This is a genomic window from Maribellus comscasis (assembly GCF_009762775.1).
Taxonomy (GTDB): domain Bacteria; phylum Bacteroidota; class Bacteroidia; order Bacteroidales; family Prolixibacteraceae; genus Draconibacterium; species Draconibacterium comscasis.
In genome coordinates, this window is sequence record NZ_CP046401.1 from 5,028,090 (window position 1) to 5,054,132 (window position 26,043).

At 42.0% G+C, this 26,043-nt stretch carries 27 protein-coding genes; 22 read left to right on the forward strand and 5 right to left on the reverse strand.

All coding sequences use genetic code 11. The annotated features are described in order from the left end of the window. Nucleotides 1-103 precede the first annotated feature (103 nt). On the reverse strand, nucleotides 104-2,113 hold the full coding sequence (mobC, locus tag GM418_RS20180; protein WP_158869041.1) for a conjugal transfer protein MobC: 2,010 nt from the start codon (nucleotides 2,111-2,113) through the stop codon (nucleotides 104-106). Here mobC and GM418_RS20185 point away from each other — a divergent pair. Both GM418_RS20185 and GM418_RS20190 read left to right on the forward strand, forming a co-directional pair. Continuing rightward, a complete protein-coding gene (locus GM418_RS20185) occupies nucleotides 2,105-2,263 on the forward strand; it encodes a hypothetical protein (RefSeq protein ID WP_158869042.1) in 159 nt (52 codons plus the stop codon). The genes mobC and GM418_RS20185 overlap by 9 nt on opposite strands. 73 nt (nucleotides 2,264-2,336) lie before the next feature. Beyond that, nucleotides 2,337-3,632, forward strand: coding sequence for an ATP-binding protein (locus GM418_RS20190; RefSeq protein ID WP_158869043.1), 1,296 nt, complete (start codon nucleotides 2,337-2,339; stop codon nucleotides 3,630-3,632). A 122-nt stretch (nucleotides 3,633-3,754) separates the two neighbouring features. On the opposite strand, the gene mobB is transcribed toward GM418_RS20190, so the two are convergent. Genes mobB through GM418_RS20205 form a run of 3 tightly spaced genes read right to left on the reverse strand, consistent with a single transcriptional unit; the run spans nucleotide 3,755 to nucleotide 5,775 of the window. Beyond that, nucleotides 3,755-5,017, reverse strand: coding sequence for a conjugal transfer protein MobB (gene mobB, locus GM418_RS20195; RefSeq protein WP_158869044.1), 1,263 nt, complete (start codon nucleotides 5,015-5,017; stop codon nucleotides 3,755-3,757). Nucleotides 5,018-5,023: 6 nt separating this feature from the next. After that, nucleotides 5,024-5,458 (reverse strand): conjugal transfer protein MobA, encoded by a 435-nt coding sequence (gene mobA, locus GM418_RS20200; protein ID WP_158869045.1) that lies wholly within the window; start codon nucleotides 5,456-5,458, stop codon nucleotides 5,024-5,026. A 20-nt stretch (nucleotides 5,459-5,478) separates the two neighbouring features. Then, on the reverse strand, nucleotides 5,479-5,775 hold the full coding sequence (locus tag GM418_RS20205; RefSeq protein ID WP_158869046.1) for a hypothetical protein: 297 nt from the start codon (nucleotides 5,773-5,775) through the stop codon (nucleotides 5,479-5,481). Nucleotides 5,776-6,192: 417 nt separating this feature from the next. Here GM418_RS20205 and GM418_RS20210 point away from each other — a divergent pair, with 417 nt between their 5' ends. The 19 genes from GM418_RS20210 (at nucleotide 6,193) to GM418_RS20300 (ending at nucleotide 23,170) form a co-directional block, all read left to right on the forward strand. Further along, on the forward strand, nucleotides 6,193-6,945 hold the full coding sequence (locus GM418_RS20210) for a ParA family protein (RefSeq protein WP_158869047.1): 753 nt from the start codon (nucleotides 6,193-6,195) through the stop codon (nucleotides 6,943-6,945). Between the two features lie 5 nt (nucleotides 6,946-6,950). Further along, complete coding sequence (locus GM418_RS20215; RefSeq protein ID WP_158869048.1) at nucleotides 6,951-7,388, forward strand: DUF3408 domain-containing protein; 438 nt, start codon at nucleotides 6,951-6,953, stop codon at nucleotides 7,386-7,388. 31 nt (nucleotides 7,389-7,419) lie between these two features. Then, on the forward strand, nucleotides 7,420-8,166 hold the full coding sequence (locus GM418_RS20220; RefSeq protein ID WP_158869049.1) for a hypothetical protein: 747 nt from the start codon (nucleotides 7,420-7,422) through the stop codon (nucleotides 8,164-8,166). Between the two features lie 147 nt (nucleotides 8,167-8,313). Beyond that, a complete protein-coding gene (locus GM418_RS20225) occupies nucleotides 8,314-8,616 on the forward strand; it encodes a DUF4134 domain-containing protein (protein ID WP_158869050.1) in 303 nt (100 codons plus the stop codon). A gap of 20 nt (nucleotides 8,617-8,636) precedes the next feature. Beyond that, a complete protein-coding gene (locus tag GM418_RS20230; RefSeq protein WP_158869051.1) occupies nucleotides 8,637-8,966 on the forward strand; it encodes a DUF4133 domain-containing protein in 330 nt (109 codons plus the stop codon). Beyond that, the gene (locus tag GM418_RS20235) at nucleotides 8,963-10,996 is read left to right on the forward strand and encodes a TraG family conjugative transposon ATPase (protein ID WP_158869052.1); all 2,034 of its coding nucleotides are present in this window, start codon (nucleotides 8,963-8,965) and stop codon (nucleotides 10,994-10,996) included. Before GM418_RS20230 ends, GM418_RS20235 begins: the two co-directional genes overlap by 4 nt. Before the next feature lie 619 nt (nucleotides 10,997-11,615). Beyond that, complete coding sequence (ltrA, locus tag GM418_RS20240; RefSeq protein ID WP_158869053.1) at nucleotides 11,616-13,274, forward strand: group II intron reverse transcriptase/maturase; 1,659 nt, start codon at nucleotides 11,616-11,618, stop codon at nucleotides 13,272-13,274. Between the two features lie 2 nt (nucleotides 13,275-13,276). Then, the gene (locus GM418_RS20245; RefSeq protein WP_158869054.1) at nucleotides 13,277-13,861 is read left to right on the forward strand and encodes a TraG family conjugative transposon ATPase; all 585 of its coding nucleotides are present in this window, start codon (nucleotides 13,277-13,279) and stop codon (nucleotides 13,859-13,861) included. Between the two features lie 10 nt (nucleotides 13,862-13,871). After that, the gene (locus GM418_RS20250; protein WP_158869055.1) at nucleotides 13,872-14,183 is read left to right on the forward strand and encodes a DUF3876 domain-containing protein; all 312 of its coding nucleotides are present in this window, start codon (nucleotides 13,872-13,874) and stop codon (nucleotides 14,181-14,183) included. Between the two features lie 63 nt (nucleotides 14,184-14,246). Continuing rightward, complete coding sequence (locus tag GM418_RS20255) at nucleotides 14,247-14,867, forward strand: DUF4141 domain-containing protein (RefSeq protein WP_158869056.1); 621 nt, start codon at nucleotides 14,247-14,249, stop codon at nucleotides 14,865-14,867. Nucleotides 14,868-14,886: 19 nt separating this feature from the next. Beyond that, nucleotides 14,887-15,873, forward strand: a complete 987-nt coding sequence (gene traJ / locus GM418_RS20260) for a conjugative transposon protein TraJ (RefSeq protein ID WP_158869057.1) — start codon at nucleotides 14,887-14,889, stop codon at nucleotides 15,871-15,873. A gap of 23 nt (nucleotides 15,874-15,896) precedes the next feature. Next, nucleotides 15,897-16,520 carry a conjugative transposon protein TraK gene (gene traK, locus GM418_RS20265; protein ID WP_158869058.1) on the forward strand — a complete coding sequence of 208 codons (624 nt, stop codon included), beginning with the start codon at nucleotides 15,897-15,899 and terminating at the stop codon, nucleotides 16,518-16,520. 6 nt (nucleotides 16,521-16,526) lie between these two features. Beyond that, complete coding sequence (locus GM418_RS20270; RefSeq protein ID WP_158869059.1) at nucleotides 16,527-16,829, forward strand: TraL conjugative transposon family protein; 303 nt, start codon at nucleotides 16,527-16,529, stop codon at nucleotides 16,827-16,829. Further along, nucleotides 16,810-18,150 (forward strand): conjugative transposon protein TraM, encoded by a 1,341-nt coding sequence (traM, locus tag GM418_RS20275; protein ID WP_158869060.1) that lies wholly within the window; start codon nucleotides 16,810-16,812, stop codon nucleotides 18,148-18,150. Before GM418_RS20270 ends, traM begins: the two co-directional genes overlap by 20 nt. A gap of 62 nt (nucleotides 18,151-18,212) precedes the next feature. Beyond that, nucleotides 18,213-19,133, forward strand: a complete 921-nt coding sequence (gene traN, locus GM418_RS20280; RefSeq protein ID WP_158869061.1) for a conjugative transposon protein TraN — start codon at nucleotides 18,213-18,215, stop codon at nucleotides 19,131-19,133. After that, the gene (locus GM418_RS20285; RefSeq protein ID WP_158869062.1) at nucleotides 19,133-19,717 is read left to right on the forward strand and encodes a conjugal transfer protein TraO; all 585 of its coding nucleotides are present in this window, start codon (nucleotides 19,133-19,135) and stop codon (nucleotides 19,715-19,717) included. Before traN ends, GM418_RS20285 begins: the two co-directional genes overlap by 1 nt. 4 nt (nucleotides 19,718-19,721) lie before the next feature. Then, nucleotides 19,722-20,183: a DNA N-6-adenine-methyltransferase gene (locus tag GM418_RS20290; RefSeq protein WP_158869063.1), complete on the forward strand. Its 462-nt coding sequence runs from the start codon at nucleotides 19,722-19,724 to the stop codon at nucleotides 20,181-20,183. A gap of 34 nt (nucleotides 20,184-20,217) precedes the next feature. Next, nucleotides 20,218-20,640: a DUF3872 domain-containing protein gene (locus GM418_RS20295; protein WP_246222751.1), complete on the forward strand. Its 423-nt coding sequence runs from the start codon at nucleotides 20,218-20,220 to the stop codon at nucleotides 20,638-20,640. Nucleotides 20,641-20,734: 94 nt separating this feature from the next. Next, nucleotides 20,735-23,170 carry an SIR2 family protein gene (locus tag GM418_RS20300; protein WP_158869065.1) on the forward strand — a complete coding sequence of 812 codons (2,436 nt, stop codon included), beginning with the start codon at nucleotides 20,735-20,737 and terminating at the stop codon, nucleotides 23,168-23,170. A 138-nt stretch (nucleotides 23,171-23,308) separates the two neighbouring features. On the opposite strand, the gene GM418_RS20305 is transcribed toward GM418_RS20300, so the two are convergent. Continuing rightward, nucleotides 23,309-23,761, reverse strand: a complete 453-nt coding sequence (locus GM418_RS20305; protein WP_158869066.1) for a JAB domain-containing protein — start codon at nucleotides 23,759-23,761, stop codon at nucleotides 23,309-23,311. 349 nt (nucleotides 23,762-24,110) lie between these two features. Here GM418_RS20305 and GM418_RS20310 point away from each other — a divergent pair, with 349 nt between their 5' ends. Beyond that, nucleotides 24,111-25,928 carry a hypothetical protein gene (locus GM418_RS20310; RefSeq protein WP_158869067.1) on the forward strand — a complete coding sequence of 606 codons (1,818 nt, stop codon included), beginning with the start codon at nucleotides 24,111-24,113 and terminating at the stop codon, nucleotides 25,926-25,928. Nucleotides 25,929-26,043 lie beyond the last annotated feature (115 nt).

Sequence of the window (26,043 nt, forward strand, 5' to 3'; positions counted from 1 at the left end):
AACTAATTCAATGTTTTAGATGATGTGGGCGGGGTACAATATACAATTAGAATTATAGGGAGAGTTGTCGTTTCAAAAAAAATAATTCTGAATCATCTTTTAATCATTCCTTTTGTGGCAACAAAAAAGAAAGCGCAGGATCATTTTTTATCCTTTCCAGTTCAACTGTAACAATCTGCCTTGTTTCTTCTTTGATGCGGTTATAGTTGTCCTGAATCATTTCCTTCATGTGGTTAACGCCTCTTTCGTCCACAAAATTGGTGATTACCGGAATCTGCTTGTATCCTTTGGTTTCGGCGGCAACCCTTGAACTGTCCACTACAATTTCAGCATGGAAAATCTTTTGCTCGATGCGTTCATCAAAATTGTCGGCAACCGCCCCAACAAACATTCCCTGTGTAAGCGTGGAAATTTTGCTGGCCGGGATAAGGCTATCCAACTGGGTGCTGATAGAAGTTGATTTATCGTTTCGGTTGATGGTCATTGACTGGCGTTTCTGCAAAATCTTTCCGAAACGTTCAGACAGGTTTTTAGCTGTATCTCCTACAACCTGGCCTGAGAAAATATTACCTACTGTATTCATGACTACGGCAGCTTCCTTATCGCCATAATCACGTTTTAACTGCGAAAAATCCTGAAAACCGAGTAATACCGCCACCTTATTACTTCGAGCTGTGGCAATAAGGTTATCCAGACCTTTGAAATAAATGGTTGGTAACTCATCGATGATAACCGAGCTTTTTAGTTGCCCTTTTTTATTGATAAGTTTTACGATACGGCTGTTGTAAAGGCCAAGCGCCGCACCGTAAATATTCTGACGGTCGGGATTGTTGCCCACAACCAATACTTTCGGGTCGTCAGGATTATTAATGTCCAGCGTAAATTCATCACCCGACATTACCCAATAAAGTTGCGGAGAAATCATTCTCGAAAGCGGGATTTTAGCCGATGCTATTTGCCCCTGCAACTGGTCCTGCGCCCCCGACATCCAGGCATCCATAAAAGGGGAAAGGTAGTTCTCCAGTTCTGGATAACTTGTCAGGATCGGGAAAATATCTTCATACCGCTTGTTCAAAAACTCGATTGCATGGGGGAACGTGCAATACCGGCCTTCCTTATATATACGCAAATACCAAATAATGGCTGCAAATAGGATAATCGGTGATTCCACAAAAAAGTCGCCCTGCTTTTGTACCCATGTCCGGTTCAGGTTCAGCATGATGGTATAAGCGCTTTCGTATGCATCGGAAATATCGCTCATAAATGAAGGATTAATGGGGTTGCACCGGTGCGAACATGCCGGGTCATCGAAATTGATTACATAAAATGTCGGCACTTTTTTGTATCCACGCTGGTTCTTCAACAGGTGGTTATAGGCAATCATCGAGAGGTCGGGGAACTTGAAATCGTAGATATACTGCGAATATCCTTTTTCTATTTGCTGCTTTATGAATTGATTGATTACCGCGTAACTTTTCCCGGAGCCGGGCGTTCCCAACACAATACCTGCCCGGAACGGGTTTACAACATTAATCCAGCCGTTATTCCATTTCTTTTTGTAATAGAAACGGGTCGGCAGGTTCACAGAATATTCATTTTTAATCAGGCGTGTTTCCTGCATAAAAGATTCGTTTTCGGTATTGAAAACATCATCCATCATGTTGTTTTTTAAAAGACGGCTCATCCAAACGCCACCAGCCAGCAGGCAAAGATAACCGAAAGCCATTGTAAAAATGTAGAAAGCTGTTTTGGCAACTAATGGTAACGGCAAATCCAGCAGCCACCAGTTGAAAAAGAAAAAAACAGAGCCGACAAATAGAAATGTGATAATCTTGCTCCAAGTGATTTTTTCCTGCTTAACGCCTTTTGTTCCGAGACAGGATAAAGCCAGAAACACCACTGAGAAAAGTTTTGTGTAAAAGATGTTGCCAAATAGTTTAGCGGTGCGGTTGAAATTAAGGAGTATTTTATCTACTACACCGATATCGATACCCCATTCCACCATCGACTGGTAACAAAACCAGTAAATATTTATGACCACAAACAAAATACTCAGTGCCCGCATAAAATCCATGATTTTAGCCAGTGCTCTCAAATCGTCTTCTTGTTGCATAATACTTCGCTTTTAGATGTTTGGGAAGCGAAAGTAGAAAGCCAAATATGGGAAAAACCTGATTTGAAAATACTGGCAGCTTGTGGCGTAGTAATGGCAGCATGGGGCAAGGAAGTGTGGTTGAAGAAATGTATTTCAATTTTATCTTGATAAAAATGTATTGAAATCTCAATTTTATCCTGATAAAAGTGTATTTTTACATCAAATTTAAATGGATAAATGTATGTACCGGGAATCAATTGTCAGCTTAAAAAAATGGAAAGAAGATAAATTCCGTAAACCGCTTATTGTAAGAGGCGCCCGACAGGTAGGGAAAACATGGCTTTTACAGGAGTTTGGCCGTACCTCCTATGACAAACTCGTCTATGTAAATTTTGAAGAAACCCCGGCATTGCAGAATATTTTTTCCAATGATTTTGACATTGAGCGAATCATCACGGTACTTCAAATACAGGCTCAAACAACGATAACAGCAGAAGATACACTGATTGTTCTTGATGAGATACAGTCGGCGGAACGCGGGGTGACTTCCCTGAAATATTTTTGTGAAAACGCCCCACAATACCATATAATTGCTGCCGGTTCACTGCTTGGGATGGGATTGCACAGCCAGGTCTCGTTTCCGGTTGGCAAGGTCGATTTCCTGGACTTACGCCCACTTTCGTTTTATGAATTCCTGCTTTCATTGAATGAATCGGCGCTGGTCGATGCGTTAAAGGCGAAGAACTGGGGCGTCATTTCCATCTTTACCGAAAAACTGAAAGAATATCTACGTTATTACTTCTACGTGGGGGGAATGCCAGAAGTCGTGTCTGCTTTTGTCCAGACCCGCGACTGGCAATTAGTCCGCCGGATTCAAAGCAGGATACTTAACTCGTATGAAGGTGATTTTTCAAAACATGCGCCCAATGAGACCGTTCCCCGGATCCGGATGGTTTGGCAAAGTATCCCTTCGCAACTGGCCAAAGAGAATAAAAAATTTGTGTACGGGGTTATCAGGGAAGGCGCCCGTGCCAAAGATTTTGAGTTGGCCATCCAGTGGTTGGTGGATTGCGGCTTGCTGCTAAAAAGCCACCGGGTATCAAAACCGGGAATCCCGCTGGCAGCATACCAGGAAATTTCCGTATTCAAATTATTCCTGCACGATGTCGGCTTACTTGGCGCCATGGCAGGACTGGATGTACGGACAATTATTGAAGGCGATGAAATCTTTACCGAGTTCAAAGGCGCCCTCACCGAGCAGTACGTGATGCAACAACTGCGTTTGAACAGCGAACGGTATATCGGTTACTGGACAAACGAAAGGAGCACTTCCGAAGTTGATTTTGTCATTCAGGAAGAAGGAAAGGTCATCCCGGTTGAAGTAAAGTCGGGTGAAAACCTGAAAGCGAGAAGCTTCCGGCTGTTTTGCGAAAAATACAAACCTTCAAAGGCTATCCGGACATCATTAACCAATTATAAGGAAGAAGAGTGGATGATAAATGTTCCATTATATGCCATTGGGGAAGGGAATTTGTAAACAGCTCACAAAAAATGAAGATTTCGGGATATTTGGTTTATTTTTTCTTGTAGAAATGCACTTGAAGTACAGAAATACTCAAAAATATAAACCAAAAACAATATCCGATTGAGATATCTTATTTACATCTGCCTCCCATACCGCCGTTTCTTTTTCTTACGTTTTTTGCGAAGCTGTTGCTGATTCTCTGGATACGGTTCCGGTTCCGGCGAAAAAATTGAAAATAGGCTGCCAATAGCGGATTCAATATGCCCGGCTTGATTGTTGGCCAGTGAGAACGGTTCAGCCGGAGGCGTGAACGGTTCTTTTTCGTCCGCCTGTTTTGTGTGTCCCTCAACTGTCGGGGACTCTCTAAACAGGTCGTTGAACACATTGGCAGAAAACTCTTTGCCCAGCCTGGAGCCGTTCAGGACACAACGGCTTTGATGGTCGATAAAAGTCACCCCGGTAATCCGCCCTGTATTGTTTCGCCGGAGATAAAGGTCAATATCCTTTTCCTTTAACTTTTGGCGCAGTTCCGTTTCACTTCCGGTTTCTCGCATCACCCCGGCAACCAACGGACGCATGCGTTCGCGGTATCCCTTTTGTTTTACCTCGATGGCTGATTGCTCCATCCGTTTTTCAAGGGCATCAAAGCCAACTGTTTTCCCGAAAGCGGATGATTTGATTGGTGTACCGGCTTTGTTCCCTTCACCGTCCAATGCCGAATAGAGCAATCCCCGGTAAGGTTTTCCGCTTCGCGTTCCCTGCACTTCTTCCACACCAATGTTGTAGAGGGATAACAGGGCACGATATTCACCCATCGTCTGGAACCTGTACATCGCAACTGCCGGTTTAATAACCGAACCTATTTGCCTTTTCAAATCACCTTCTTTTACATCAACGGGCTTAAACTGCCATTGTTCCAACTGTTTTTGTTCTTTGGCGTGGTGCAGTCCGTATTTCTTTTCCAGCTTTTCAGTTGCAGCCACACTCCGTAAATTGCGTTTGCTGTCGTTGATTTTTTTGCCTTCGCTGTCCACCTGTAACGATACGATATGAATATGTTCCCGCCCGATGTCCGAATGTTTGAAAATCAGGTATGGCTGAGCTCCGTAACCCATCTGCTGCAGATATTCACGTCCGATGTCTGCCAGTTGTTCATTTGTTAACCTGTCGTCCGGGTGCGGGTTAAGCGAAATATGGATGACCGGCTTTTCCGTCCGGTAATGCGAGGGCAGCCAGCGGTTAAAGGCATCGGTGCATGCTATTACGCTAAACCGACCATCTTCTGGTTCAGAAATAACATTGGATGCGAGTATCTTTCCCAAGCCTTTGTTTACCTTCTCCTGGTTGTAGGCAAGTGCGCCGTAAATGTCTTTTCCGGTGGTTATTTTGGCAATCATAACGGATTATTTCTGTAGATATTTCTTCTCAAACTCTTTCGACAAGGCGATAATTTGTTGCCCGGTTACAGCCAGTTCTGTGGTCAGTTTTTCCAGTTTAAAGAGCAATGCCAGTGCTTTTTTATGCGAAAAATTGCTGTGCAGTTCCTTTACAACCTGGTTGTAATTGGTTCCTACTCCCCGAAACTGGGCAAAAAAAGTAGTCAGTTTTGCCACGTATTCGAGCATCGCCCTGTCGGTTTTAACCACACGGAACGGCTGGCCGAATACCCGCGCTTTAATAAAAACGGCTTTTGCCTTTACCCCCGATTGTTCAAATAATGTCAGAAAACGGGCATATTCACGGGCGTTAAAGCGTACCATAACGCACTCTGTTACGGGGTCGCTTTTGGCAGGGCGTCCCCCTTTTCGCCTTCGGCGATTTGTATTTTCCTGTTTCATCTGTCGGATATTTTAGTGTTTCAAAAATCCGGTACCATAACACAGTCATTGTAACTGTCCTTATCAAAAAGCAGCGACTTCGGAGCCTGCTTTTCTCCCCTTGCGGGCAAGCGGTTTTGGGTTACGTGAAATGAAATGAGTAACTCAAAACACAGCTTGCTATTTGCCACTTTGCAAATACAATCTGTCCGCCATCCGGACAGATAAATTGACGGGCTGCAAAAATGATGGATAGCAGTCTGACCTGTTACCGGTATCGAACCGGAGGCAAAGTTAACGGTCATTGCAATTGGCTGAATAATATGCAATTGTGCCAAGATTTACCACTTTGAAGCCAGATACTGCCACTTTCTTCAAAACCATCAGAAACAGTTTTTTATTGGCCTTTATTTGCATAGAAAATAAGGAGAGCAGGCATGTACGAAAATTTGAAAACAAGCTCAAATGTGTGTTCCTGCAACCAAAAATAAATAGTTGAACAGATGGAGACATACTCAGTCAGAAAAACAGGAATGTACAGGTGTACTACAAAACGCAAAAGCGCAAATGTTTATGCACGTTTTTAGGTTTTTATGCTTTTGCACATTTAAGCCTGTTCACTTGTGTTTGCATTGCAATATAACCAAGTAAACACGCAGGTATGCAGACAGGATAAATTGTAGCTAAACAGGAAAATGAATCCGCACAGGAATAAATAAATAAATAAATAAATGTTTCACGAAAAGTACATACAAATGAAAAAGAAACCGATTTATGTAGCTTTCTCTACCCAAAAGGGCGGAGCGGGCAAGACAACACTGACCGTACTTGTTGCCAGTTATCTTCATTATCTCAGGGATTACAATGTGGCCGTGATAGACTGCGATTACCCGCAACACTCTATCGTGGAGATGCGCGAAAGGGATTTAAAGCTGGCGCTTGACGACGAGTATTATAAGAAGATGGCTTACGAGCAATTCACCCGGATAAACAAAAAAGCGTATCCGGTAATTGAGAGTAACACGAAAGAAGCCATAGCAGATGCCGAATACCTGATTCCGCAGGGCGATTATGATTTTATCTTCTTCGACCTGCCGGGAACAATGAACAACGAACACCTGATACATTCACTGGCGGAAATGGATTACCTGATTGCACCCATCAGCGCCGACCGCGTAGTTCTGGAAAGCACCCTCAATTACCTGCTCGTGGTAAAAGAGCACATTATGCAGCCGGGCAAATCCAACATCAAAAACCTGTACCTGCTCTGGAATATGGTAGATGGCCGTGAAAAGTCGGAACTGTATGAAGTTTATGAAACAGTGATTGGAGAATTGGGCTTTCAAATGTTTGGTACCTTTTTGCCCGATACAAAACGGTTCCGGCATGAACAATCCTTCAATCACAAGTCCCTGTTCCGTTCTACACTGTTCGCTCCGGATAAAGCACTCCTGAAAGGGAGTAACCTCGATATGCTTGCAGATGAATTTCTTAACCGGATTAAATAAGGTTCATGGACAAAAAAGATAAACAGGAAAAACTGGATGCCTCCTTTATTATCAGTCAGGCTAAAAGCCGGAACCGACCTTTGAGCCCGTACTCTCACCCTTCAGGAGAAAAACGGAAAGAGGATACAGAAGAAGTATCGAAACAACCGGAAATAAAACATGGTTTGGATGAGAAATCGCAGGATGAGCCACGCAAACGTAAAACCAAAGAATCGGATTATGAAGCGCTCTTTTTCAAAGAAGCAGAAGTTAAAACCCGTAGTGGCAAAGTAGTCTATATCCGCAAAGAGTTTCATGACCGTATCCTTAAAATAGTCAGGGTGATTGGAGAAAACGAACTGTCCTTGTTCAGCTACCTGGACAATGTACTGGAACACCACTTTGCCATGTTCCAGGAGGACATTACTAAACTGTACAAGAAAAAGAATACTGATATATTTTGAAATAGGGAGACGGTTCTAATTCCAGAAACAGATGATAACAATTACACCCAATACCGTGTTGGCACTGCTTGTTGTTTTTGCCATAATTTACGCGCTCTGGACGATGTACTTTTTCATTTCTGAAAACCGGCGTTTTCAGAAAGAAAACAGCGAGACAATGCTTCGGGAACAAGACAAGAAAAAGAATAAAGGTGATATTGTCGGCAAAAGCCAGTTTGTCCTCAAGGAACGCATTCCTGTGACACAAACTGCCAAAGAAGCTGACAACGAAAAAGAAAAGGGGAAAGGAAATATATTTGCCCTGTCAGATGTACCAAAAGAACATTCCCGAATAATTCCAGCGGACAAACTGGACGAAGTTTTCGGAGAAGTTCCTCCCGGCGAAGCCAACCCGCCACTCGACATTGACTGCCCGATGTCGGAAGAACCGGAATCTGAGGATGAAGAGGAAGAATACGAAGCCTTACAGGTTTCAGGCCGTTCACTGGCCGAGGGAATCAGTTTTGAACAAATGGGCGAAGCCTACCGCACCGTGGTACACAATCCAATTATTACTGAAGAGAAGAAAGAAGAAACAGGACGAGTTCTTCTGCACCTGAAACATACCGATATGTTTGAAGCAATGGTTTCAGGTGGACCCGAGAGGGAGGACAGGGTCGGTGGATTAATTAATTCATACCTGAAAGCTTTTCATCAGCGGAAAGCCGGAGAGTCAGGAGAAAATAAGCCTTCTGCGACCTCTGTTCCCAAAGGGTTTGACATCAGAAATTATGTCTAACACATTAAAATGCAAACGAATGAAAAAACACGATTACGGATAGGAAGGCTCATTTCACCCGACCACTAAAATATCCAAAACAACAAACATTTTATTTACCCGGTGCGGGGGTTAAATAGCTCCCGCACCATAAACAAAGAAACCAATATGACAAAAAAGAAGATTTTGATGCAGGCAGCTTTCTTAATGGCTGCTGTTTCAACCGCATTTGCACAGGGCGATGGCACCGCCGGGATTACAGAAGCTACCAATATGGTTACTTCGTATTTTGATCCCGGAACCAAACTGATTTATGCCATTGGCGCAGTGGTAGGACTTATCGGCGGAATCAAAGTTTACAACAAGTTCAGCTCGGGAGACCCGGACACCAGTAAAACTGCTGCAAGCTGGTTCGGGGCATGTATTTTCCTAATTGTTGCTGCTACCATTCTGCGTTCCTTCTTCCTTTAATTGATTTCCCGAAAATTATTATGGAGTACAATATCAACAAAGGAATTGGCAAAAGCGTGGAATTTCGCGGTCTGAAATCACAATACCTGTTCATTTTCGCTGCCGGGCTGCTTGCCGTGTTCGTGGTGTTTGTCATCCTCTATATGGCAGGTGTCGATCAGTGGGTTTGTATCGGGTTTGGTGTGATTGCCGCGTCAGTGCTGGTATGGCTGACTTTCAACCTGAATACCCGTTACGGCGAATCAGGACTGATGAAGCTCATGGCAAAAAAACAGCATCCCCGTTACCTGATTAACCGGAAAGTTCCCCGCAGCCTTTTCCAAAAAGTAAGAAAGGAGAATGCAGCATGAGGAATATCCTAAAAGCAACGACTATCGAAAGCAAGTTCCCGCTACTAAGTGTTGAGCATGACTGTATTGTCAGCAAGGATGCCGATATAACAGTAGTTTTCCGTGTAACCCTGCCGGAACTGTTTACGGTAACTTCGCCCGAATACGAAGCCATTCATTCTGCCTGGGCCAAAGCTGTCAAGGTGCTTCCAGATTACAGTGTAATACAGAAGCAGGATTGGTTTATCCATGAAACTTACCAGCCTAAAACCGAAGACAGAGAAATGAGTTTTCTGTCGCGCAGTTATGAGCGTCATTTTAATGAACGTCCGTACCTGAAACATGAATGCTTTCTTTACCTAACCCAAACGACCAAAGAGCGAATGCGGATGCAAAGCAACTTTTCATCCCTCTGCCGGGGCAATATCATACCCAAAGAAGTCAATAAAGACAATACGGTCAGGTTCCTGGAAGCTGTAGGACAGTTTGAGCGGATTATCAATGACAGTGGTTTTATAAGCCTTGCCCGGCTTACGACCGATGAGATTGTCGGAACACCGAAAAATGCCGGGTTAATCGAAAAGTACTTTTCGCTTTCGCTCGACAACACCACCAGTCTGAAAGACATGGAGCTGGGAGCGGACAGCCTCCGGATTGGTGAAAAACGTGTATGTCTGCATACCTTATCCGATGTGGAAGATTTACCCGGAAAGGTGGGCACTGACATGCGTTACGAAAAACTATCCACCGACCGGAGCGACTGCCTCTTATCGTTTGCCGCTCCCGTTGGGCTTTTGCTTGCCTGTGACCATGTATATAACCAGTATTTGTTTTTGGATGACAGTGCGGAAAACCTGCGGAAGTTTGAAAAGAGCGCCCGAAATATGCAATCGTTATCACGGTACAGCCGGGGCAATGCCATTAACAAGGAATGGATTGACCTTTACCTGAACGAAGCCCACTCTCACGGGCTGACTTCTATCCGGGCTCATTTTAACGTAATGGCATGGAGTGAGGATGAGCAGGAACTAAAGCATATTCGTAACGAAGTTGGTTCTCAACTGGCATTAATGGAGTGCAAGCCACGACATAATACGGTGGATGCAGCTACCCTTTATTGGGCAGCCATGCCGGGCAATGCGGGCGACTTTCCGTTAGAAGAAAGCTTTTACACTTTTATCGAACAGGCACTTTGCTTCTTTACCGAAGAAACCAATTACCGCTCGTCACCGTCACCTTTTGGCATTAAGATGTGCGACCGCGTAAATGGGAACCCTATCCATCTGGATATTTCTGATTTACCCATGAAAAAAGGGATTATTACCAACCGGAATAAATTTGTGCTGGGGCCAAGCGGAAGCGGAAAGTCGTTCTTTATGAACCACCTTGTGAGGCAGTATTACGAACAGGGAACCCATGTTGTGCTGGTGGATACCGGTAACAGCTACCAGGGATTGTGTGAAATGATTCACCGGAAAACCAAGGGGGAAGATGGGGTTTATTTCACCTATACCGAAGAACACCCGATTTCATTCAACCCGTTTTTTACCGACGATTATGTATTTGATGTGGAAAAGAAAGACAGCATCAAAACCTTGCTCCTGACCCTGTGGAAAAGTGAAGACGACAAAGTGTCCAAAACCGAAAGCGGTGAACTGGGCAGTGCAGTATCAGCTTATATCCACCGGATACAGGAAAACCGGAATATCATACCCTGTTTTAATACTTTTTATGAGTACATGCGCGATGATTACCGCCGTGAACTGGAAAAACGGGAAATCAAGGTTGGCAGGGACGATTTCAATATCGACAATATGCTGACCACCCTAAGGCAGTATTACCGGGGTGGACGCTTTGATTTTTTGCTGAACTCGGATAAAAATATCGACCTGCTTTCCAAACGCTTTATCGTATTCGAGATAGATGCCATTAAGGAAAACCGCGAGCTTTTTCCCGTGGTGACCATCATCATCATGGAGGCTTTTATCAACAAAATGCGCCGTCTGAAAGGGGTCAGAAAACAATTGATAGTGGAAGAGGCATGGCTGTGACATGTAAGTCTTGTAAGTGATTGTTCAACTGGTTATTGCAAGCGAGTGATAATTTGATTGAACCTGTTGTTTCGTCAACAGTAGCCTAGGGCACATGCGATAGTAAGTAATCAATTCGTATGAGAGCTGTCCTGACAATGAAGCCCTTCCGAAAGGAGGAGTCAGAACCGTGAGGGGACGACAACCGCTGTTAGCATCAAATGGTGGGGGAGCTAGGCTGAATGGTATGAATAACATAATGTGAACCGTTGATAAACGTCGTAACTTCGAATGAGCTGTTAATGATGCCGGGCTCTAACCCAAAAGGGGCGCAGTCGGCTAACCTTTTCCACGCTAAGGTTACACGAACATAAGTACTGCCGGCGGATAGACGGATTCTAACCCATTCTTTTGTCACTTACAGGGAACATGGTAAGCCCGTATTTCTCCCCGTTTACGGGGTAAGCTGACCGTAAGGGAAGCCGAATGGAATGCGGGTATAGGAATGCAGAAAAAGCGAATGCCTTTCTGTAATGGAAAGGATAGAGATTGAAACATTATCTCACACGAAAGTGGGCAGACTTCTGCAAGGTGACTTTTTACAAGAAACTTTTAGAACTTATCTAAAGAAGAAAAGCAAATGAACGACATTAAAACATCGTGTGCATCTACTGACTGGCAGTGGGACACTTGGAACGGCATCGACTGGGACAAGTGCAGGACTGCGGTTGATAAGCTACAAGCGCGTATTGTAAAAGCTCATAAAGAAGGCAGACACGGTAAAGTGAAAGCTTTGCAGTGGACGCTGACACATTCGTTTTACGCCAAAGCATTAGCGGTAAAACGTGTTACATCTAATAAAGGCAGTAAAACTGCCGGGGTCGATCATGCAATATGGTCAACTCCAAATGCTAAATTTCAGGCAATTAGTGAACTGAAAAGAAAAGGTTACAAACCTCAACCGTTAAGACGGGTACATATTAAGAAGAGCAATGGTAAATTAAGGCCGCTTGGTATTCCTACTATGAAGGACAGGGCAATGCAGGCACTGTATCTGCTGGCATTAGAACCTGTTTCCGAAACTACTGCGGACAGTAATTCCTACGGATTCCGAAAAGAGAGAAGTACTGCCGATGCAAGGGAACAATGTTTCTGCGTACTGGCAAAGAAAACATCTCCCGAGTGGATTCTGGAAGGTGATATCAAAGGATGCTTTGACCATATCAGCCACGAATGGTTGCGAAACAATATCCCTATGGATAAAGTGATGCTTCATAAGTGGCTTAAATGTGGTTTTGTGTTCAATAAAGAACTGTTCCCGACAGAAGAAGGAACGCCACAAGGCGGGATTATCTCCCCGACTCTGGCTAATATGACATTAGACGGACTGCAAACAATGCTTGCAGAGAAGTACCATAAGAAATTTGTAAACAGGACAACTACCTATTATCCCAAAGTCCATTTAGTACGCTATGCTGATGATTTTATCATCACAGGCAGGACAAAAGAAGCTTTGGAAGAAATCAAACCAATGGTAACAGAGTTTCTTCAGGCAAGAGGGCTTACCTTATCAGAAGAAAAGACGAAGATAACTCACATAAGCGAAGGTTTTAATTTTCTGGGGTACAATATCCGAAAATACGATAATGGGAAACTTCTAATCAAACCTTCTAAGGAAAGCCTAACGAAATTCATGAAGAAAATCCGGGGAATCATTGATTCCAATAAGGGAAGTAAACAGGAATCTCTTATACGGCTTTTAAATCCCGTAATTGTAGGTTGGGTCAACTATTACAAAAACTGTGTAGCCTCTGATACTTTTAGGAAAGCTGATTACCTGATATTCGAAAAGATATGGCAATGGGCAAAAAGAAGACATCCCAAGAAAGGGAAAAACTGGATTGCCGACAAGTATTTCACAAGAATTAAAAACAGGAACTGGTGTTTTGTGGCAGACTTCAAGAGAGGAGCTAAAGATGACAGAATCGCCCTTAAACGGTTGTACGACACGAAAATTACCCGTTATGTGAAAGTGAAAGCTGAATCCAATCCGTTTGACCCGGAATGGGAGGAATATTTTAAAAAGAGGAAAGAGTATAAAATGCTCAAATCTCTGGATGACAAAAGACCATTGCTGTACTTATGGAAAAAGCAAAACGGTATCTGCCCGTTATGCGGCGAACCTATCAACATGGATGATTCATGGGGTACTACTGAAAGGAAAAGTACTGCTGAAAAGGAGAATCATTTAGTGCATGATAGCTGCCGCAGACGGAAGGACCAACAAAATAAGATGTAACAATGAGCTGGTTTCTATTCGATAGAAATTTAAAGTTGCTTGAGCCGTATGAAGGGAAACCTTCACGTACGGTTCTTAGAGGGGAAAGCTCCCGTAAGGGAGCTGACCTACTCGGCAAGGCAATTGCTTCGGCTAATATGGCTGAATACCTGCGTTACATGTACAAGACCGTCCGTAAATATTTTGGCGAAGCCATTGTGGTTACGCAGGAGGTGGACGATATTATTTCCAGCCCTGTGGTCAAGGAAAGTATCATCAATAATTCGGATTGCAAGATACTGCTCGACCAACGCAAATACATGAACAAGTTCGACCAGATACAGGCTTTACTGGGACTGACGGAAAAGGAAAAATCGCAAATCCTTTCCATTAACATGAGTAACGCACCCAGCCGCCGGTACAAAGAAGTCTGGATAGGACTGGGTGGTGTCCAGAGTGCGGTTTATGCCACAGAAGTGTCGGTTTCAGAATACCTGACTTACACTACCGAAGAATCGGAAAAAATGGAAGTGATGCAACTTGCCGGAAAACTGGACGGCGACATTGAACTGGCCATTAAACAACTTGCTGAAAGTAAACAGCAATAACGCGCAGCCCATGTATTCAGAAACTACCGGGACTAATCCGTTGGGAACAAAAAATGAATTTGCCCTGGACGATATAACCGGCCGATGGAAAAGCCGGGAAGGTGCACCGGATATCCGGGTTTACAAAAGCAAGGAAAGAAAAAACGACTGCTTCTTTATGGAGTTTGCCTTTAAAGCCGGAGAATTATTCCGGTGTCCTGTCAAAAAATACCAAGGTATCCGGTATGTTAACCTTTACGGAGTAATGAGCCTGTCCTACAATGCGGACAACGATGTACTGCAACTTTCCGCTTACGGAAAATATTACAGGGGTGAGGATTAGTGCCTTTTGGAAACTAATCCCGGCCCTATCAGCCCGAAATATCAATCAATAAAAACAACAAATATGAAACGAATAGTTTTAATCGCGTGCATAGTTCTGATTGGCTTTTCCTATCAGTCAAAAGCACAATGGGCGGTAATCGACCCGTCCAACCTGGTACAAAATATTCAACAGGTGGTCAAATCTTCGTCCACCCTGACGAATATGGTAAAGAATGTACAGGAAACTGTCAAGATTTACGAGCAGGGTAAAGAATACTACGACAAACTTAAATCAGTAAACAACCTGATTAAAGATGCCCGCAAGGTGAAGCTTACCATTGAGATGATTAGCGAAATCAGCGATATCTATATCACAGGGTTTAATAAGATGGTTGCCGATCCCAATTTTACAGTGGACGAGCTGGCGGCTATTTCATTAGGTTATGCCCGTCTGATGGAAGAAGGCGGCGCATTGGTTACGGAACTGAAAAACATCGTAACCAGTAGTAACGGGCTTTCCATGACGGACAAGGAACGTATGGAAATGATTGACCAGATTTATAACCGGATGCTCGGGTACCGTAATCTGACAAGGTATTACACGCAGAAAAGTATTTCCGTTTCGTTTATCCGGGCCAAGGCAAAAGCCGATACTGATAGGGTGTTGGCGCTTTATGGCAGTCCTTCGGAAAGATACTGGTAATAGCTAAAACTTGTAAATTATGGATTTTGATAATCTGCACCAGGTTCTTAGGAACCTCTACGAAGACATGATGCCTCTTTGCGGCGACATGATTGGCGTGGCAAAGGGATTGGCCGGACTGGGAGCTTTGTTTTATGTGGCATACCGGGTATGGCAGGCTCTGGCACGGGCTGAACCCATCGATGTGTTCCCGCTGCTCCGCCCGTTTGCCATTGGGCTGTGTATCCTCTTTTTTCCAACCATTGTTTTGGGAACTATCAATGCAGTGATGAGCCCGATTGTCAGGGGGACGCATAGTATTTTGGAAACCCAGACTTTTGATATGGAAGCTTATCAGCTACAAAAAGAAGAACTGGAATACGAAGCACGTGTGCGGGAAGGGAAAGCATGGCTGGTGGACGATGAAGCCTACGACCAGAAACTGAAAGACCTCGGAATCTGGGACACCCCTGAAATCATCGGGATGTGGAACGAGAGGCTTTGGTACGACATTAAAATGTGGTTCCGTCAGGTGGTAAGGGATTTACTGGAATTGCTGTTCAATGCGGCAGCGTTAATAATAGATACTTTACGGACTTTCTTTTTGGTGGTGTTATCCATTTTGGGGCCAGTTGCGTTTGCCTTTTCCGTTTATGACGGGTTTCAGGCAACGCTTACCCAGTGGCTTGCCCGCTATATCAGTGTTTACCTTTGGCTGCCGGTTTCCGATCTTTTTTCGGCGGTACTGGCACGTATTCAGGTATTGATGCTGGAAGCTGATATCAAGCTTCTGGAGGACCCCAATTATATCCCTGACGGCTCATATGGAATCTACATAATCTTTATGCTCATCGGGATTATCGGCTATTTTACGGTTCCGACTGTGGCCAACTGGATTATCCAGTCGGGCGGTATGGGCAGCGCCAATCACGCCATTAATAAAACCGCAGGAAAAGCCGGAAGCTATGCCGCTGGCATGGCCGGTGGCGCTGCCGGGAATATCGGTGGTCGCCTTGTCGGGCGGTAATCTTAATTATAAAAAAAAGAATTATGGAGTTTAAAAGTTTGAAAAATATAGAGACATCATTCCGGCAAATCCGGTTTTTCGCCCTGGTATTTCTTTGTCTCTGTGCCGGGATAACCATTTATTCAGTATGGAATGCTTTCAGTTATGCTGAAGCGCAGCGGCAGAAAATATATGTGCTTGACCAGGGGAAATCGCTTATGCTGGCGCTCTCCCAGGACATGGACCAGAATCGGCCGGTGGAGGCGCGTGACCATGTGACCCGCTTTCATGAGCTGTTCTTTACTCTTTCACCCGACCGGGAAGCCATAGAATCTAATATCACCCGCGCACTCTTCCTTGCCGATCGTAGCGCTTATGGCTATTACCAGGACATGCAGGAAAAGGGGTACTTCAACCGGGTGGTCGCCGGGAATATCCAGCAGGTGATTCAGGTTGACAGCGTGGCGTGCAACTTCGCAAGTTATCCCTACACGGCTGTTACCTACGCCCGACAAAGGATTATCCGGTCGAGCAATGTAACCGAACGCTCGCTTGTTACCCGCTGCAACCTGATTAACTCAGTCAGAAGCGATAATAACCCTCACGGGTTTACCATCGAGAAATTTGAAATCCTTGAAAACAAAGACATCCGGGTTTTGGACCGGTAAAGTATTATGGCAAAAAACAGAAAAAGATTCACTGCCATTGGAGAACGAATGGAAAACCGTCTCCAGCAGTGGTGCGGGAGGATTCCTCCCGGTAAAAGAATTACCGTAATACTTACCCTTCTTTTCCTTTTTGCAGGGCTATCGCTTTACATCACATTTTCATCCCTGTTCAGTTTCGGACATGATGAAAAAGAGAAGCTGAACTTCAAGCATATCGAAGGCCTGCAACTGGAATTAAGGGACAGACGGAACAAAGTGGATAGTTTAAAACCATCAAATGAAATTTATTATGAAAGAAAAAGAGAATAACAACGGGGAAAAGCTTGCGTCGAAAGAAAAAAAGCAGCTCTCTCCCCAGCAGTTACAAAAACGAAAGAAAATGGTGATTTTCCCTCTTTTCTTCCTGCTGTTTGCTGTTAGTATGTGGTTCATTTTTGCACCGTCAGGCGACAAAAGTGAAAAAACCGGCGATACCTTTAATACCAACCTGCCCACACCAAAAGAAAGCGATATTGTAGCCGACAAACAGGATGCTTACCGGCAGGAAGCAATGAGGGCAAAGCAGCAGGAAAAGATGCGCTCCCTGCAGGATTTTGCTTTTATGTTAGGTGATGAAACACCGGAAGAAAAAGTATCATCAGGGAAAACAGAACTTCATGAAGTCCCTGAACCTACTGAAAACACTCCTGAATCTTCACGTATAAAAAACAGTTCGGAAACCAGCCGGACCAGCGCGTTCCGCTCATCAGCCAGTCAGTACCAGGACATCAACCGGCAATTGGGGAGTTTCTATAAAGAGCCTGAACCCGAAGCAAACGATCAGGAACAGGCGGCGTTGGAAGAACGCATCGGGGTACTGGAGCGACAGCTTCAGGAGAAAAACGAAGCGGAAGAGCAACTTGCCCTGGTAGAAAAATCCTATGAGATTGCTGCCAGGTACATGCCTGCGGATAAAGCCGCGACAGAAACAGTAGCTGCACCTGTACGAAATGCTTCGGAAACAGAAAAGGAAACTGTTTCTATTCCGGTATCGCAGGTGTCCGCCAAAGTGGTTTCACTTCTGGCTGCTCCCGTACCTGATTCTGGATTTATGAGAGAATATGCAAAACCCCGCAACCTGGGTTTTCACACGGTTGCCGGGGAGGAGACAGAATCGACAAAGAACACTATTAGTGCCTGCGTTGATAAAACGGTAACTATTACCAATGGTCAGGAAGTTCAGGTACGCATACTGGAGCCAATACATGCCGGAAAAATACTGGTCCCGGAAAATACGCTTGTGTCCGGTTCTGCCCGGATCTCAGGAGAACGGATGAACATCTCGATAACCCATATCCAGTATGCCGGGAACATCATTCCGGTTAAAATGGAGGTTTTCGATATGGACGGTAATCCGGGAATTTCCGTGCCGGGGTCCGAAGAACTCAACGCGGTAAAAGAAGTTGCTGCCAATATGGGCACATCAATGGGGAGCAGTATTACCATTACCGACGATGCCGGTTCGCAATTGCTGGCAGATTTGGGGCGGAGTGTTGTTCAGGGCGCCTCACAATATGCAGGTAAAAAGATGCGGGCAGTGAGGGTTACCCTCAAAGCCGGGCACCGGGTATTGCTGCTCCCTTCCGAGTAGTGAGCAAGATTTTCACCACTAAAATATCCAAAACAAACAAGTTCAATTAAAACAATCAGAGTATGAAGAAAATTATTTTGATGCTTGCTTTTGCAGTAATGCTATTTGCGGTTAAAGCACAGGAAAAACCCACAACCGGGGACTTTTACAACGGACTGACACGTCCGCTGACTTTCGACCGGATGATTCCACCGTATGCGCTGGAAGTAACCTTTAACAAAACAGTACATATTATTTTCCCATCGGCTATCCGGTATGTGGATTTAGGTTCATCGGATTTACTTGCTGCCAAAGCCGACGGCGCAGAGAATGTACTGCGCGTAAAAGCTGCGGTTCGGGATTTTTCACAAGAAAGCAACCTTGCTGTGATTACTGAAGACGGGGCTTATTACACCTTCAACGTAAAATATGCCGATGAGCCAGGGAAGTTGTCTGTAGAAATGGCCGATTTTATTCACGACGGTGAAGCAGTTAACCGGCCCAATAACTCGCTGGATATTTACCTAAAGGAACTGGGGCAGGAATCGCCAATGCTGGTCAGGTTGATTATGAAATCGGTTTACAAAAACGATAAACGGAAAATCAAACACATCGGTTCCAAGCGGTTTGGGATACAATACACACTTAAAGGGTTGTATGCCCACAATGGGTTGTTATACTTCCATACACAACTGAAAAACACTTCACATGTACCTTTTTCGGTAGATTACATCACGTTTAAAATTGTGGATAAAAAGGTAGCCAAGCGCACCGCTATTCAGGAGCAGGTCATATACCCCCTCCGCGTTTACAACAATGTCCAGGAAGTTGGAGGTAAAACCACTGAACGCATGGTTTTTACGCTTCCCAAATTTACCATCCCCGACGATAAACATTTATTGGTGGAATTGCACGAGAAACAGGGTGGTCGGCACCAGACCTATTTTGTGGAGAATGCTGATTTGGTTCGCGCCAAAGTAATAAACGAATTGAAAGTGAAATAATGAGAGCGGCAGTAATTGTAATAGCAACGGCGTTGTGCTTTGTCCTGAGCAACGAGGCACACGCCCAGCGTGCCCTGCCGGGGATGCAGGGTTTGCAAATAACCGGAGGAATGGTTGACGGGATTTATTCCAAAGATAACCGGAATGAATCGGGGTATTACTTTGGTGCAGCGATGGCGACCTACGGTAGAAATGCCAACAAATGGGTGTTTGGCGGGGAGTACATGGCAAGGTATTACCCGTATGAAAATGGGCATATCCCGGTGGAGCAGTTTACCGGAGAAGGTGGGTTTTACTACAATTTTCTGTCAAGCCGGGGAAAAGCGGTTTGCTTTTCTATTGGAGCTTCTGCATTGGCAGGATATGAAACCGTAAATCGTGGAGAAAAACTACTCAACGACGGGGCTACCCTGCAAAATGAAGATGGGTTTGTATATGGTGGGGCGCTTACGCTGGATATGGAGAGCTACATAACCGACCGGATTGTCTTGCTTTTGACAGGCCGGGAACGGATGCTTCTGGGAACAACAACCGGGCATTTTCATACGCAGCTCGGAATTGGATTGAAATTCATAATCAATTAGCCCTATGAAAGAGAATGATGAATGGTACACACCGGCGGAGATTATCCGCTCGTTGGGTGATTTTGATTTGGACCCGGCTACCTGTGAGGAAGCTTACCGGATAAACCAATCGGCAAAGCATATTTACACTTTGGAAGAAGATGGGCTGAAACAACCCTGGAATGGCAGGGTATGGCTAAACCCACCTTATCCCAATTCACTGAGAAAACAATTTCTTGAAAAGATGGCAGAGCATAACAATGGTATTGCCTTGGTCTTTTCCAAAATTGAGGCTAAATGGTTTCACAATGTAGTGCTTGGCCGCGCAACCGCTGTAAAATTTCTCTATGAAAGAACCCGTTTTTTCCGGCCTGACGGGACGAAAGGCATGCAGCCCAGGAACGGGTCGATGCTTGTGGCATACGGTATAGAGAATGCCGTGATACTAATGAACAACTCGCTGAAAGGCAAATTTGTATTTCTTTAAAAACAGTCAAATGGAAAAAATAAAAAGGACATTTATGATAGTGACAGTGCTGGCAGCATTGGCGCTATTGGTTAGTGCCTGTGATGATACGCTGGATGTATTTCAGGCATATAGTTTTGATTTAGTTACCATGCCTGTGCAGGAAAGCCTTCGAGAAGGCGAAACCGCTGAAATTCGCTGCACTCTAGCCAAGGAGGGCGAGTATAAAAATGCGGAGTTTTTTATCCGTATGTTCCAACCGGACGGCGAAGGCGAACTGAAAATGGATAGCGGCACGGTATTCCAGCCAAACGATTTGTACCCGCTCAAAAAAACAGAGTTTCGATTGTATTATACCTCACATTGTTCCGACCAGCAAACAATCGATGTTTATATTCAGGATAATTTTGGTCAGGTGGTGCAGAAGACATTTAGTTGGCAGGATAAAAGAGCAAGTGAAGATATTACTGATAAATAAACAACTTTATTCAACCAGAACAAAAACACCTGTCAGGAATCTTGTCAGGTGTTTTTTTATAGGTATTTTTATGATTTATAAAATATAGGAAATCATGACTTTTGAAAAAGCAATTGAAAAAATATTTGAAGGTAATTGTATTCTTTTTACTGGTTCAGGCTTTTCATTTGGAGCAAAAAATATTTTAACGAAAGCCTCTGATATAAAGAGTGCTCCAGATCTGGCAAAACTTTTATACAGAGATAGTGGATATAGTTCATCAAACACTGATTTAAAGAAAGCAGCTACTGCATATTTAAAAAAGAAATCTGTTTATGATTTAATAGATATATTAAAAAAGGAATTTACAATATCAGAAATTTCTTCAGATCATGAATATATTGGGTCTTTTAAATGGTCTAAGGTATACACTACTAATTATGACGATATTATTGAAACTGCATATAAACAAAACAGAACAGGAGAATATCTAACACCTGTAACTTTATCTGATCATCCTAATGATTTCCCAGACAAAGATAAGGTTGTTGTTCACTTAAATGGCTATATAGATGATTTGACTGCCGACACTCTTAATTCAGATTTTAGATTAGTAAATCGAAGTTATCTTACAGACGATTTTGAAAAATCAAAATGGATTGAAATATTTAAAGGAGACATTAAAGCTTGTGATGCCATATTTTTCGTTGGTTTTTCTTTAGATTATGATTTAGATATTGCACGTATAATACATAATAGTGATATTAATAATAAAGCATATTTTATCGTATGGGATAAAGAAGATGAAATTAATGTAGAAACATTAAAAGAGTTTGGTGATGTCCAGCCTATTAGCCTTTCAGGTTTTGTTCAAAAAATCAGAGATGTAAAAAAAGGCTACATCCCTACTATTCATAAGCTTTTTAATCCTTTATGTTTTTCTCAGCCAATATTAAAAAAACCTCTTCCCAAAATAAGGGATATCGATTTTTATAATCTATTATTATTTGGAGACTTAAACGATCATATTTTGTACCATTCTTTACTTGACCCCAGTAAATTCAAGTATTTCTCATTAAGGGAAGGAGTGGAAAAAGTAATTGATGACATTAAAGATGGAAAAGAGAATTTTCTTATAGAAGCAGGTTTAGGAAATGGGAAGACTTTATTTTTAAGAGCATTATCGATCCTCTTAATAAAAGAGGGATATAGGGTTTTCTTTTTTGAGAAATATCGAGCATGTATTGAATCAGAAATTCAAAAAATCTGTGATGAGTACGACAAATCTGTATTGATATTTGATGACTATCATACAGCCAAAGAACATATTGCCTTTTTTAGTTTGCGCAGAAAAAGTCAGATATTAATTACATCCGAGAGGATTCATTTGCACGAAGTCATTTTTGAAGAAATTGAAGATACTATTGGAGAATACGAAACAATCAATATTGATTCGTTGACGGATAATGAGCTTACAATCCTTGATAACTATTTGTCAAATTATTCTTTGTGGAAAGAATTTACCACAAAACCAGCGGAACGTATAGAATATATGAGCACAACATGTAGGCGACAGATGTGCAATATTATATTGTCAAGAATAAAAAGCCCCGACCTTTCGAAAAGAATAGAAACTATCATAAATAATATTAAAAAGAAGGACGAATTCTATACAGCCGTAATTGTCATACTAATAAGTGAAAGCTTTCGTTTTAGATTAGAATTAGGAGAATTGGTTGAAACTATAGGAAGTGCAGCATTAAATAATCCTGGTTTTAAAGCTAATGCACACATCAAAGAGTTTATTAATTTTGAACAAAACCAAATCTCTTTTAAGTCTCCTATTTTATCCCAATATATTTTGAGCAATATCGTACATCCAGAGCTCGTAATTGATTCTTTGATTCTAATTGCGAGTAATTTGGACAACAAATATGATATTCATAAGCCAAGTAAAGACAAGTTAATTTCCATCATAAATTTTCGAACGATACAAAAGTCCATAAATTTGAACGAGCCCGTTTGGAAAAGAGAAATATTTCGATTTTATGAAACCATCAAGGATTATAATTTTTGTAGAAACAATATTCATTTTTGGCTTCAATATGCCATAGCAAGATTATCCGATTATAATTATGAAATAGCTGGGGCATATTTTGAGAAGTGCTATGAGTTGGCAAAAACTATAAAGGGTTACGACACATATAAGATAGATAATCACTATTGCCGTTTTATATTAGAAAATGAAGTTGAAAATGGTAACAAATCAACTTGCATGAATGCTTTTGAGCATGCCCATTCTATTTTAATAAATACACGTAGAGGAGAAGAAAAAAAACACTATCCTTTTAGAGTTGCTGGCCAATACGAACGTTTTTACAAAAAATATTTTAACGCTTTAGAAGCTCATCATCGTAAAAAATTTCTTACTGCTTGTGATGAGATGCTTAAGAAATGTGAAAAATACCTACAATTAGTTGGCGTGGCTCATGTACGATATGTTCATGACACAAAAAGAAAATTGGAAAGTATTCTTCAAGAAAATCTATAAAATAGATATAGTTTTTGCAAAACAGTTTTTTGTTATTTTTTACAAATCTTCTCACAAATATCTGATTGTCAAAACATAATTAGATGGAATAGGTAATGCTTGACAGGCAATATGTTAGTTTTTTGACCAAAAAAAGGGCTATAAAAGCCCTTCATCGGCGAAGCTCATGTAACCTTCACCAGTTATAATCAGGTGGTCTAAGAGTAACAGTCCAACGGCTTTGCAGCCATCTTTCAGTTTTTGAGTAATCGCAATATCTGCCTGACTGGGTTTCCGGCTACCACTTGGGTGATTGTGAGAAAGCATCACCGATGAGCAATTCGCTTTCAGAGCAGTTTGCAGAATAATCCGTATATCAACTACAGTACCATCCAGTCCGCCTTTGCTGACACAGCTTATTCCAATTACCCGGTTGGCACGGTTCAGGAACAATACGTTCACTTCCTCGTGGTGTTCCATACAATCTTTATGCGCCTCGGCAAATATCTGCGAAGCATCTTCTGAACATTTAACAACAAAACGTTCTGAAGCTTTTACGTTGTCATTATACGACACTGTAATTTCCGGAATGGAGAAATAATTAACTTTCATAATGCAAAAATTTTAATGGTTCAACACTAATTTTTTGCTTTCACACCACAGGTAATCAATGACTTCGCGCAAGGTTTTTGCAAAGAATACTACCCGCAGGTGTGGAGATTGTTTGTAAAACCCGCAGGGCATGACCTTGCAGTTTGTCAATGATTTACCTGTATTTTTGCCGGAAAATTAGAGGGGAGAAACTACTTTTAAAACGTAATATTATGGTACTAATAACATAATGGTTGATTCAGAATTGAAAAACAGGTCCTACGGGATTAGACATTTTAATGACCGTTATTATAAAATAGAAAATCATCCTATTTTTATACTCAATATCCCATCATGCTACTAATTAATAATGAGAAAAAGATATAATAATAAGCAAATAGAAGATTTGGCGACAATAGCGGTCAAAGACTGTTTGTCGATGACGGATACCCTTAGTCAATTTATAAAGGAGAATGATAAAACTCCTTCATGGGATGGTGAAGTTTTAATCTATAAAAGCAATAGGACTGATAAAAAGGATATTATCGGTAAAGTCACCGTTCAGGTTAAAGGAGAAATGGCCGATAATATCAATAGAGAAGAATGCTCTTTCTCTGTTGATATGGCTGACCTGGTTAATTATAAAAACGATGGGGGGACTATTTATTTTGTCGTGTTAATTGATAAAAATAATCCAAGCAAAAGAAAGGTCTTTTATGACGCGTTAACACCCTTAAAGATTGATTATTACATAAAAGGGCATAAAAATCAAAACTCAAGGGTCATTAAAGTTAAAAGACTCCCCGGGGATAAATATGCAATTCAAACTATTTTTTATAATTTTTATGAGGACAGTAAAAAACAACATAGCTTTAGTAATATCCCTCCAATTAAATTGAGGACATTGTCATCAAGTAATGACATTGTAGAGATCACATCAAGTTTGACTATTTTCTCACCTAAAAAGAAGCTTCCATCCCCTATCCAGACATTCTTAAACAATGAAGTCTATTGGTATGCAAAGATTGCAAATAGTCCTATTCCTCACCCTATTGAAATGGTTTCTGATATTAAATTGATTTCCAAAGATGGATTTCCTCCAATCTTTGTTAATGGGGATAGATACGACAACTATATGTCCAAAACACAAACAAAAGATGATATTACCATCCAGTTTGGAGAAAGTACGACGCTAGTTTTTATAAAGAATGGAAAGGGAGCCAGACTGGATTACAGACTGACTGGTATGCTGAGAAATAGGATAAAGGATCTTAATTTTATAATAAGCATAATAGAAACTGGAGTAATTGTTTTTGGAGAAAATAAAAAGGTGGATTTGGGGCAAATCCACGCTGACACCCCTTTTGACATCATTTCTGCTAAAAAGCAATTAGAGTCATATAAGCGCATTGAGCAATTTTGGAAATCATTGCAAGTTGAGGCGGATTTTGATATCGGGAATATTGATTCGAACTCGAGTTTAGAAGAATTGTATCTTCTAATGAAATCAATTAACGGCAAGCAAGCCATTCACATTAATTTGGATGGAGAACACACCGGTTATTTGCTTCATAAAAGTATGTCAAACTTTCAAATTTTACTCTTTTTGGATGCCGTTGACAAAAAGAAATCCTTATACAATGTGTACAATTTTTTTGATTATAAGGGGATTTTTAAAGTTGCGAGAGGTAATACAGAATACTTCGCGTCCCACTACTCAGTATTATCGCCAGATGATTATATCGAATTGTCAAATATTAATCTTTCAAAAATGCTTCAATCATATAAAGACTTGATTGATAGGGATGTCAACATATTTGAAGCTGCAAATTATGATTTACTAAATCTACTATTTGCTTATGACAAACATACTGACCATCCTATTGAGATTCTTAACACAGCCAAGGAGATAGCTTCCTGGCTTCTAAATGAAAGTGCAGATAATTTACATGCTGAGATAAAAATGATTAATTATCTACAAACAATAAAACGAGAAAGAGAGCTCTCCGCAGAGGAAAACAAAAGACTATATGAAATTTCAGAAAATGAAAATAGTAGTTTAATGTTCAAGTTGGGAGCTAATTTATTGCTTGAAAACTATAAAGTAGCAAGAATACAATTTGAACAGCTTTGCGAGCAAGACAAAGAAGTATTTATATCTTTTCCTATCTATAAGTTTTGGAAATAATCAGCTTTTAACTTGATGAAAGATGTGAGAGCAACCGCGGTTAAAGGGCTTTTTGTTACTTTTTCTCCCGCTATGGTTATCGGCTCATGGAAAAAGTAACGGGCGGCCTAACCCG

Bases quoted from the DNA above. Each gene is read 5' to 3' on its own strand.
- mobC (WP_158869041.1), bottom strand. From the start codon at position 2,113: ATGCAACAAGAAGACGATTTGAGAGCACTGGCTAAAATCATGGATTTT.
- GM418_RS20190 (WP_158869043.1), top strand. From the start codon at position 2,337: ATGTACCGGGAATCAATTGTCAGCTTAAAAAAATGGAAAGAAGATAAA.
- mobB (WP_158869044.1), bottom strand. From the start codon at position 5,017: ATGATTGCCAAAATAACCACCGGAAAAGACATTTACGGCGCACTTGCC.
- mobA (WP_158869045.1), bottom strand. From the start codon at position 5,458: ATGAAACAGGAAAATACAAATCGCCGAAGGCGAAAAGGGGGACGCCCT.
- GM418_RS20210 (WP_158869047.1), top strand. From the start codon at position 6,193: ATGAAAAAGAAACCGATTTATGTAGCTTTCTCTACCCAAAAGGGCGGA.
- GM418_RS20215 (WP_158869048.1), top strand. From the start codon at position 6,951: ATGGACAAAAAAGATAAACAGGAAAAACTGGATGCCTCCTTTATTATC.
- GM418_RS20220 (WP_158869049.1), top strand. From the start codon at position 7,420: ATGATAACAATTACACCCAATACCGTGTTGGCACTGCTTGTTGTTTTT.
- GM418_RS20225 (WP_158869050.1), top strand. From the start codon at position 8,314: ATGACAAAAAAGAAGATTTTGATGCAGGCAGCTTTCTTAATGGCTGCT.
- GM418_RS20230 (WP_158869051.1), top strand. From the start codon at position 8,637: ATGGAGTACAATATCAACAAAGGAATTGGCAAAAGCGTGGAATTTCGC.
- GM418_RS20235 (WP_158869052.1), top strand. From the start codon at position 8,963: ATGAGGAATATCCTAAAAGCAACGACTATCGAAAGCAAGTTCCCGCTA.
- ltrA (WP_158869053.1), top strand. From the start codon at position 11,616: ATGAACGACATTAAAACATCGTGTGCATCTACTGACTGGCAGTGGGAC.
- GM418_RS20245 (WP_158869054.1), top strand. From the start codon at position 13,277: ATGAGCTGGTTTCTATTCGATAGAAATTTAAAGTTGCTTGAGCCGTAT.
- GM418_RS20250 (WP_158869055.1), top strand. From the start codon at position 13,872: ATGTATTCAGAAACTACCGGGACTAATCCGTTGGGAACAAAAAATGAA.
- GM418_RS20255 (WP_158869056.1), top strand. From the start codon at position 14,247: ATGAAACGAATAGTTTTAATCGCGTGCATAGTTCTGATTGGCTTTTCC.
- traJ (WP_158869057.1), top strand. From the start codon at position 14,887: ATGGATTTTGATAATCTGCACCAGGTTCTTAGGAACCTCTACGAAGAC.
- traK (WP_158869058.1), top strand. From the start codon at position 15,897: ATGGAGTTTAAAAGTTTGAAAAATATAGAGACATCATTCCGGCAAATC.
- GM418_RS20270 (WP_158869059.1), top strand. From the start codon at position 16,527: ATGGCAAAAAACAGAAAAAGATTCACTGCCATTGGAGAACGAATGGAA.
- traM (WP_158869060.1), top strand. From the start codon at position 16,810: ATGAAAGAAAAAGAGAATAACAACGGGGAAAAGCTTGCGTCGAAAGAA.
- traN (WP_158869061.1), top strand. From the start codon at position 18,213: ATGAAGAAAATTATTTTGATGCTTGCTTTTGCAGTAATGCTATTTGCG.
- GM418_RS20285 (WP_158869062.1), top strand. From the start codon at position 19,133: ATGAGAGCGGCAGTAATTGTAATAGCAACGGCGTTGTGCTTTGTCCTG.
- GM418_RS20290 (WP_158869063.1), top strand. From the start codon at position 19,722: ATGAAAGAGAATGATGAATGGTACACACCGGCGGAGATTATCCGCTCG.
- GM418_RS20295 (WP_246222751.1), top strand. From the start codon at position 20,218: ATGATAGTGACAGTGCTGGCAGCATTGGCGCTATTGGTTAGTGCCTGT.
- GM418_RS20300 (WP_158869065.1), top strand. From the start codon at position 20,735: ATGACTTTTGAAAAAGCAATTGAAAAAATATTTGAAGGTAATTGTATT.
- GM418_RS20305 (WP_158869066.1), bottom strand. From the start codon at position 23,761: ATGAAAGTTAATTATTTCTCCATTCCGGAAATTACAGTGTCGTATAAT.
- GM418_RS20310 (WP_158869067.1), top strand. From the start codon at position 24,111: ATGAGAAAAAGATATAATAATAAGCAAATAGAAGATTTGGCGACAATA.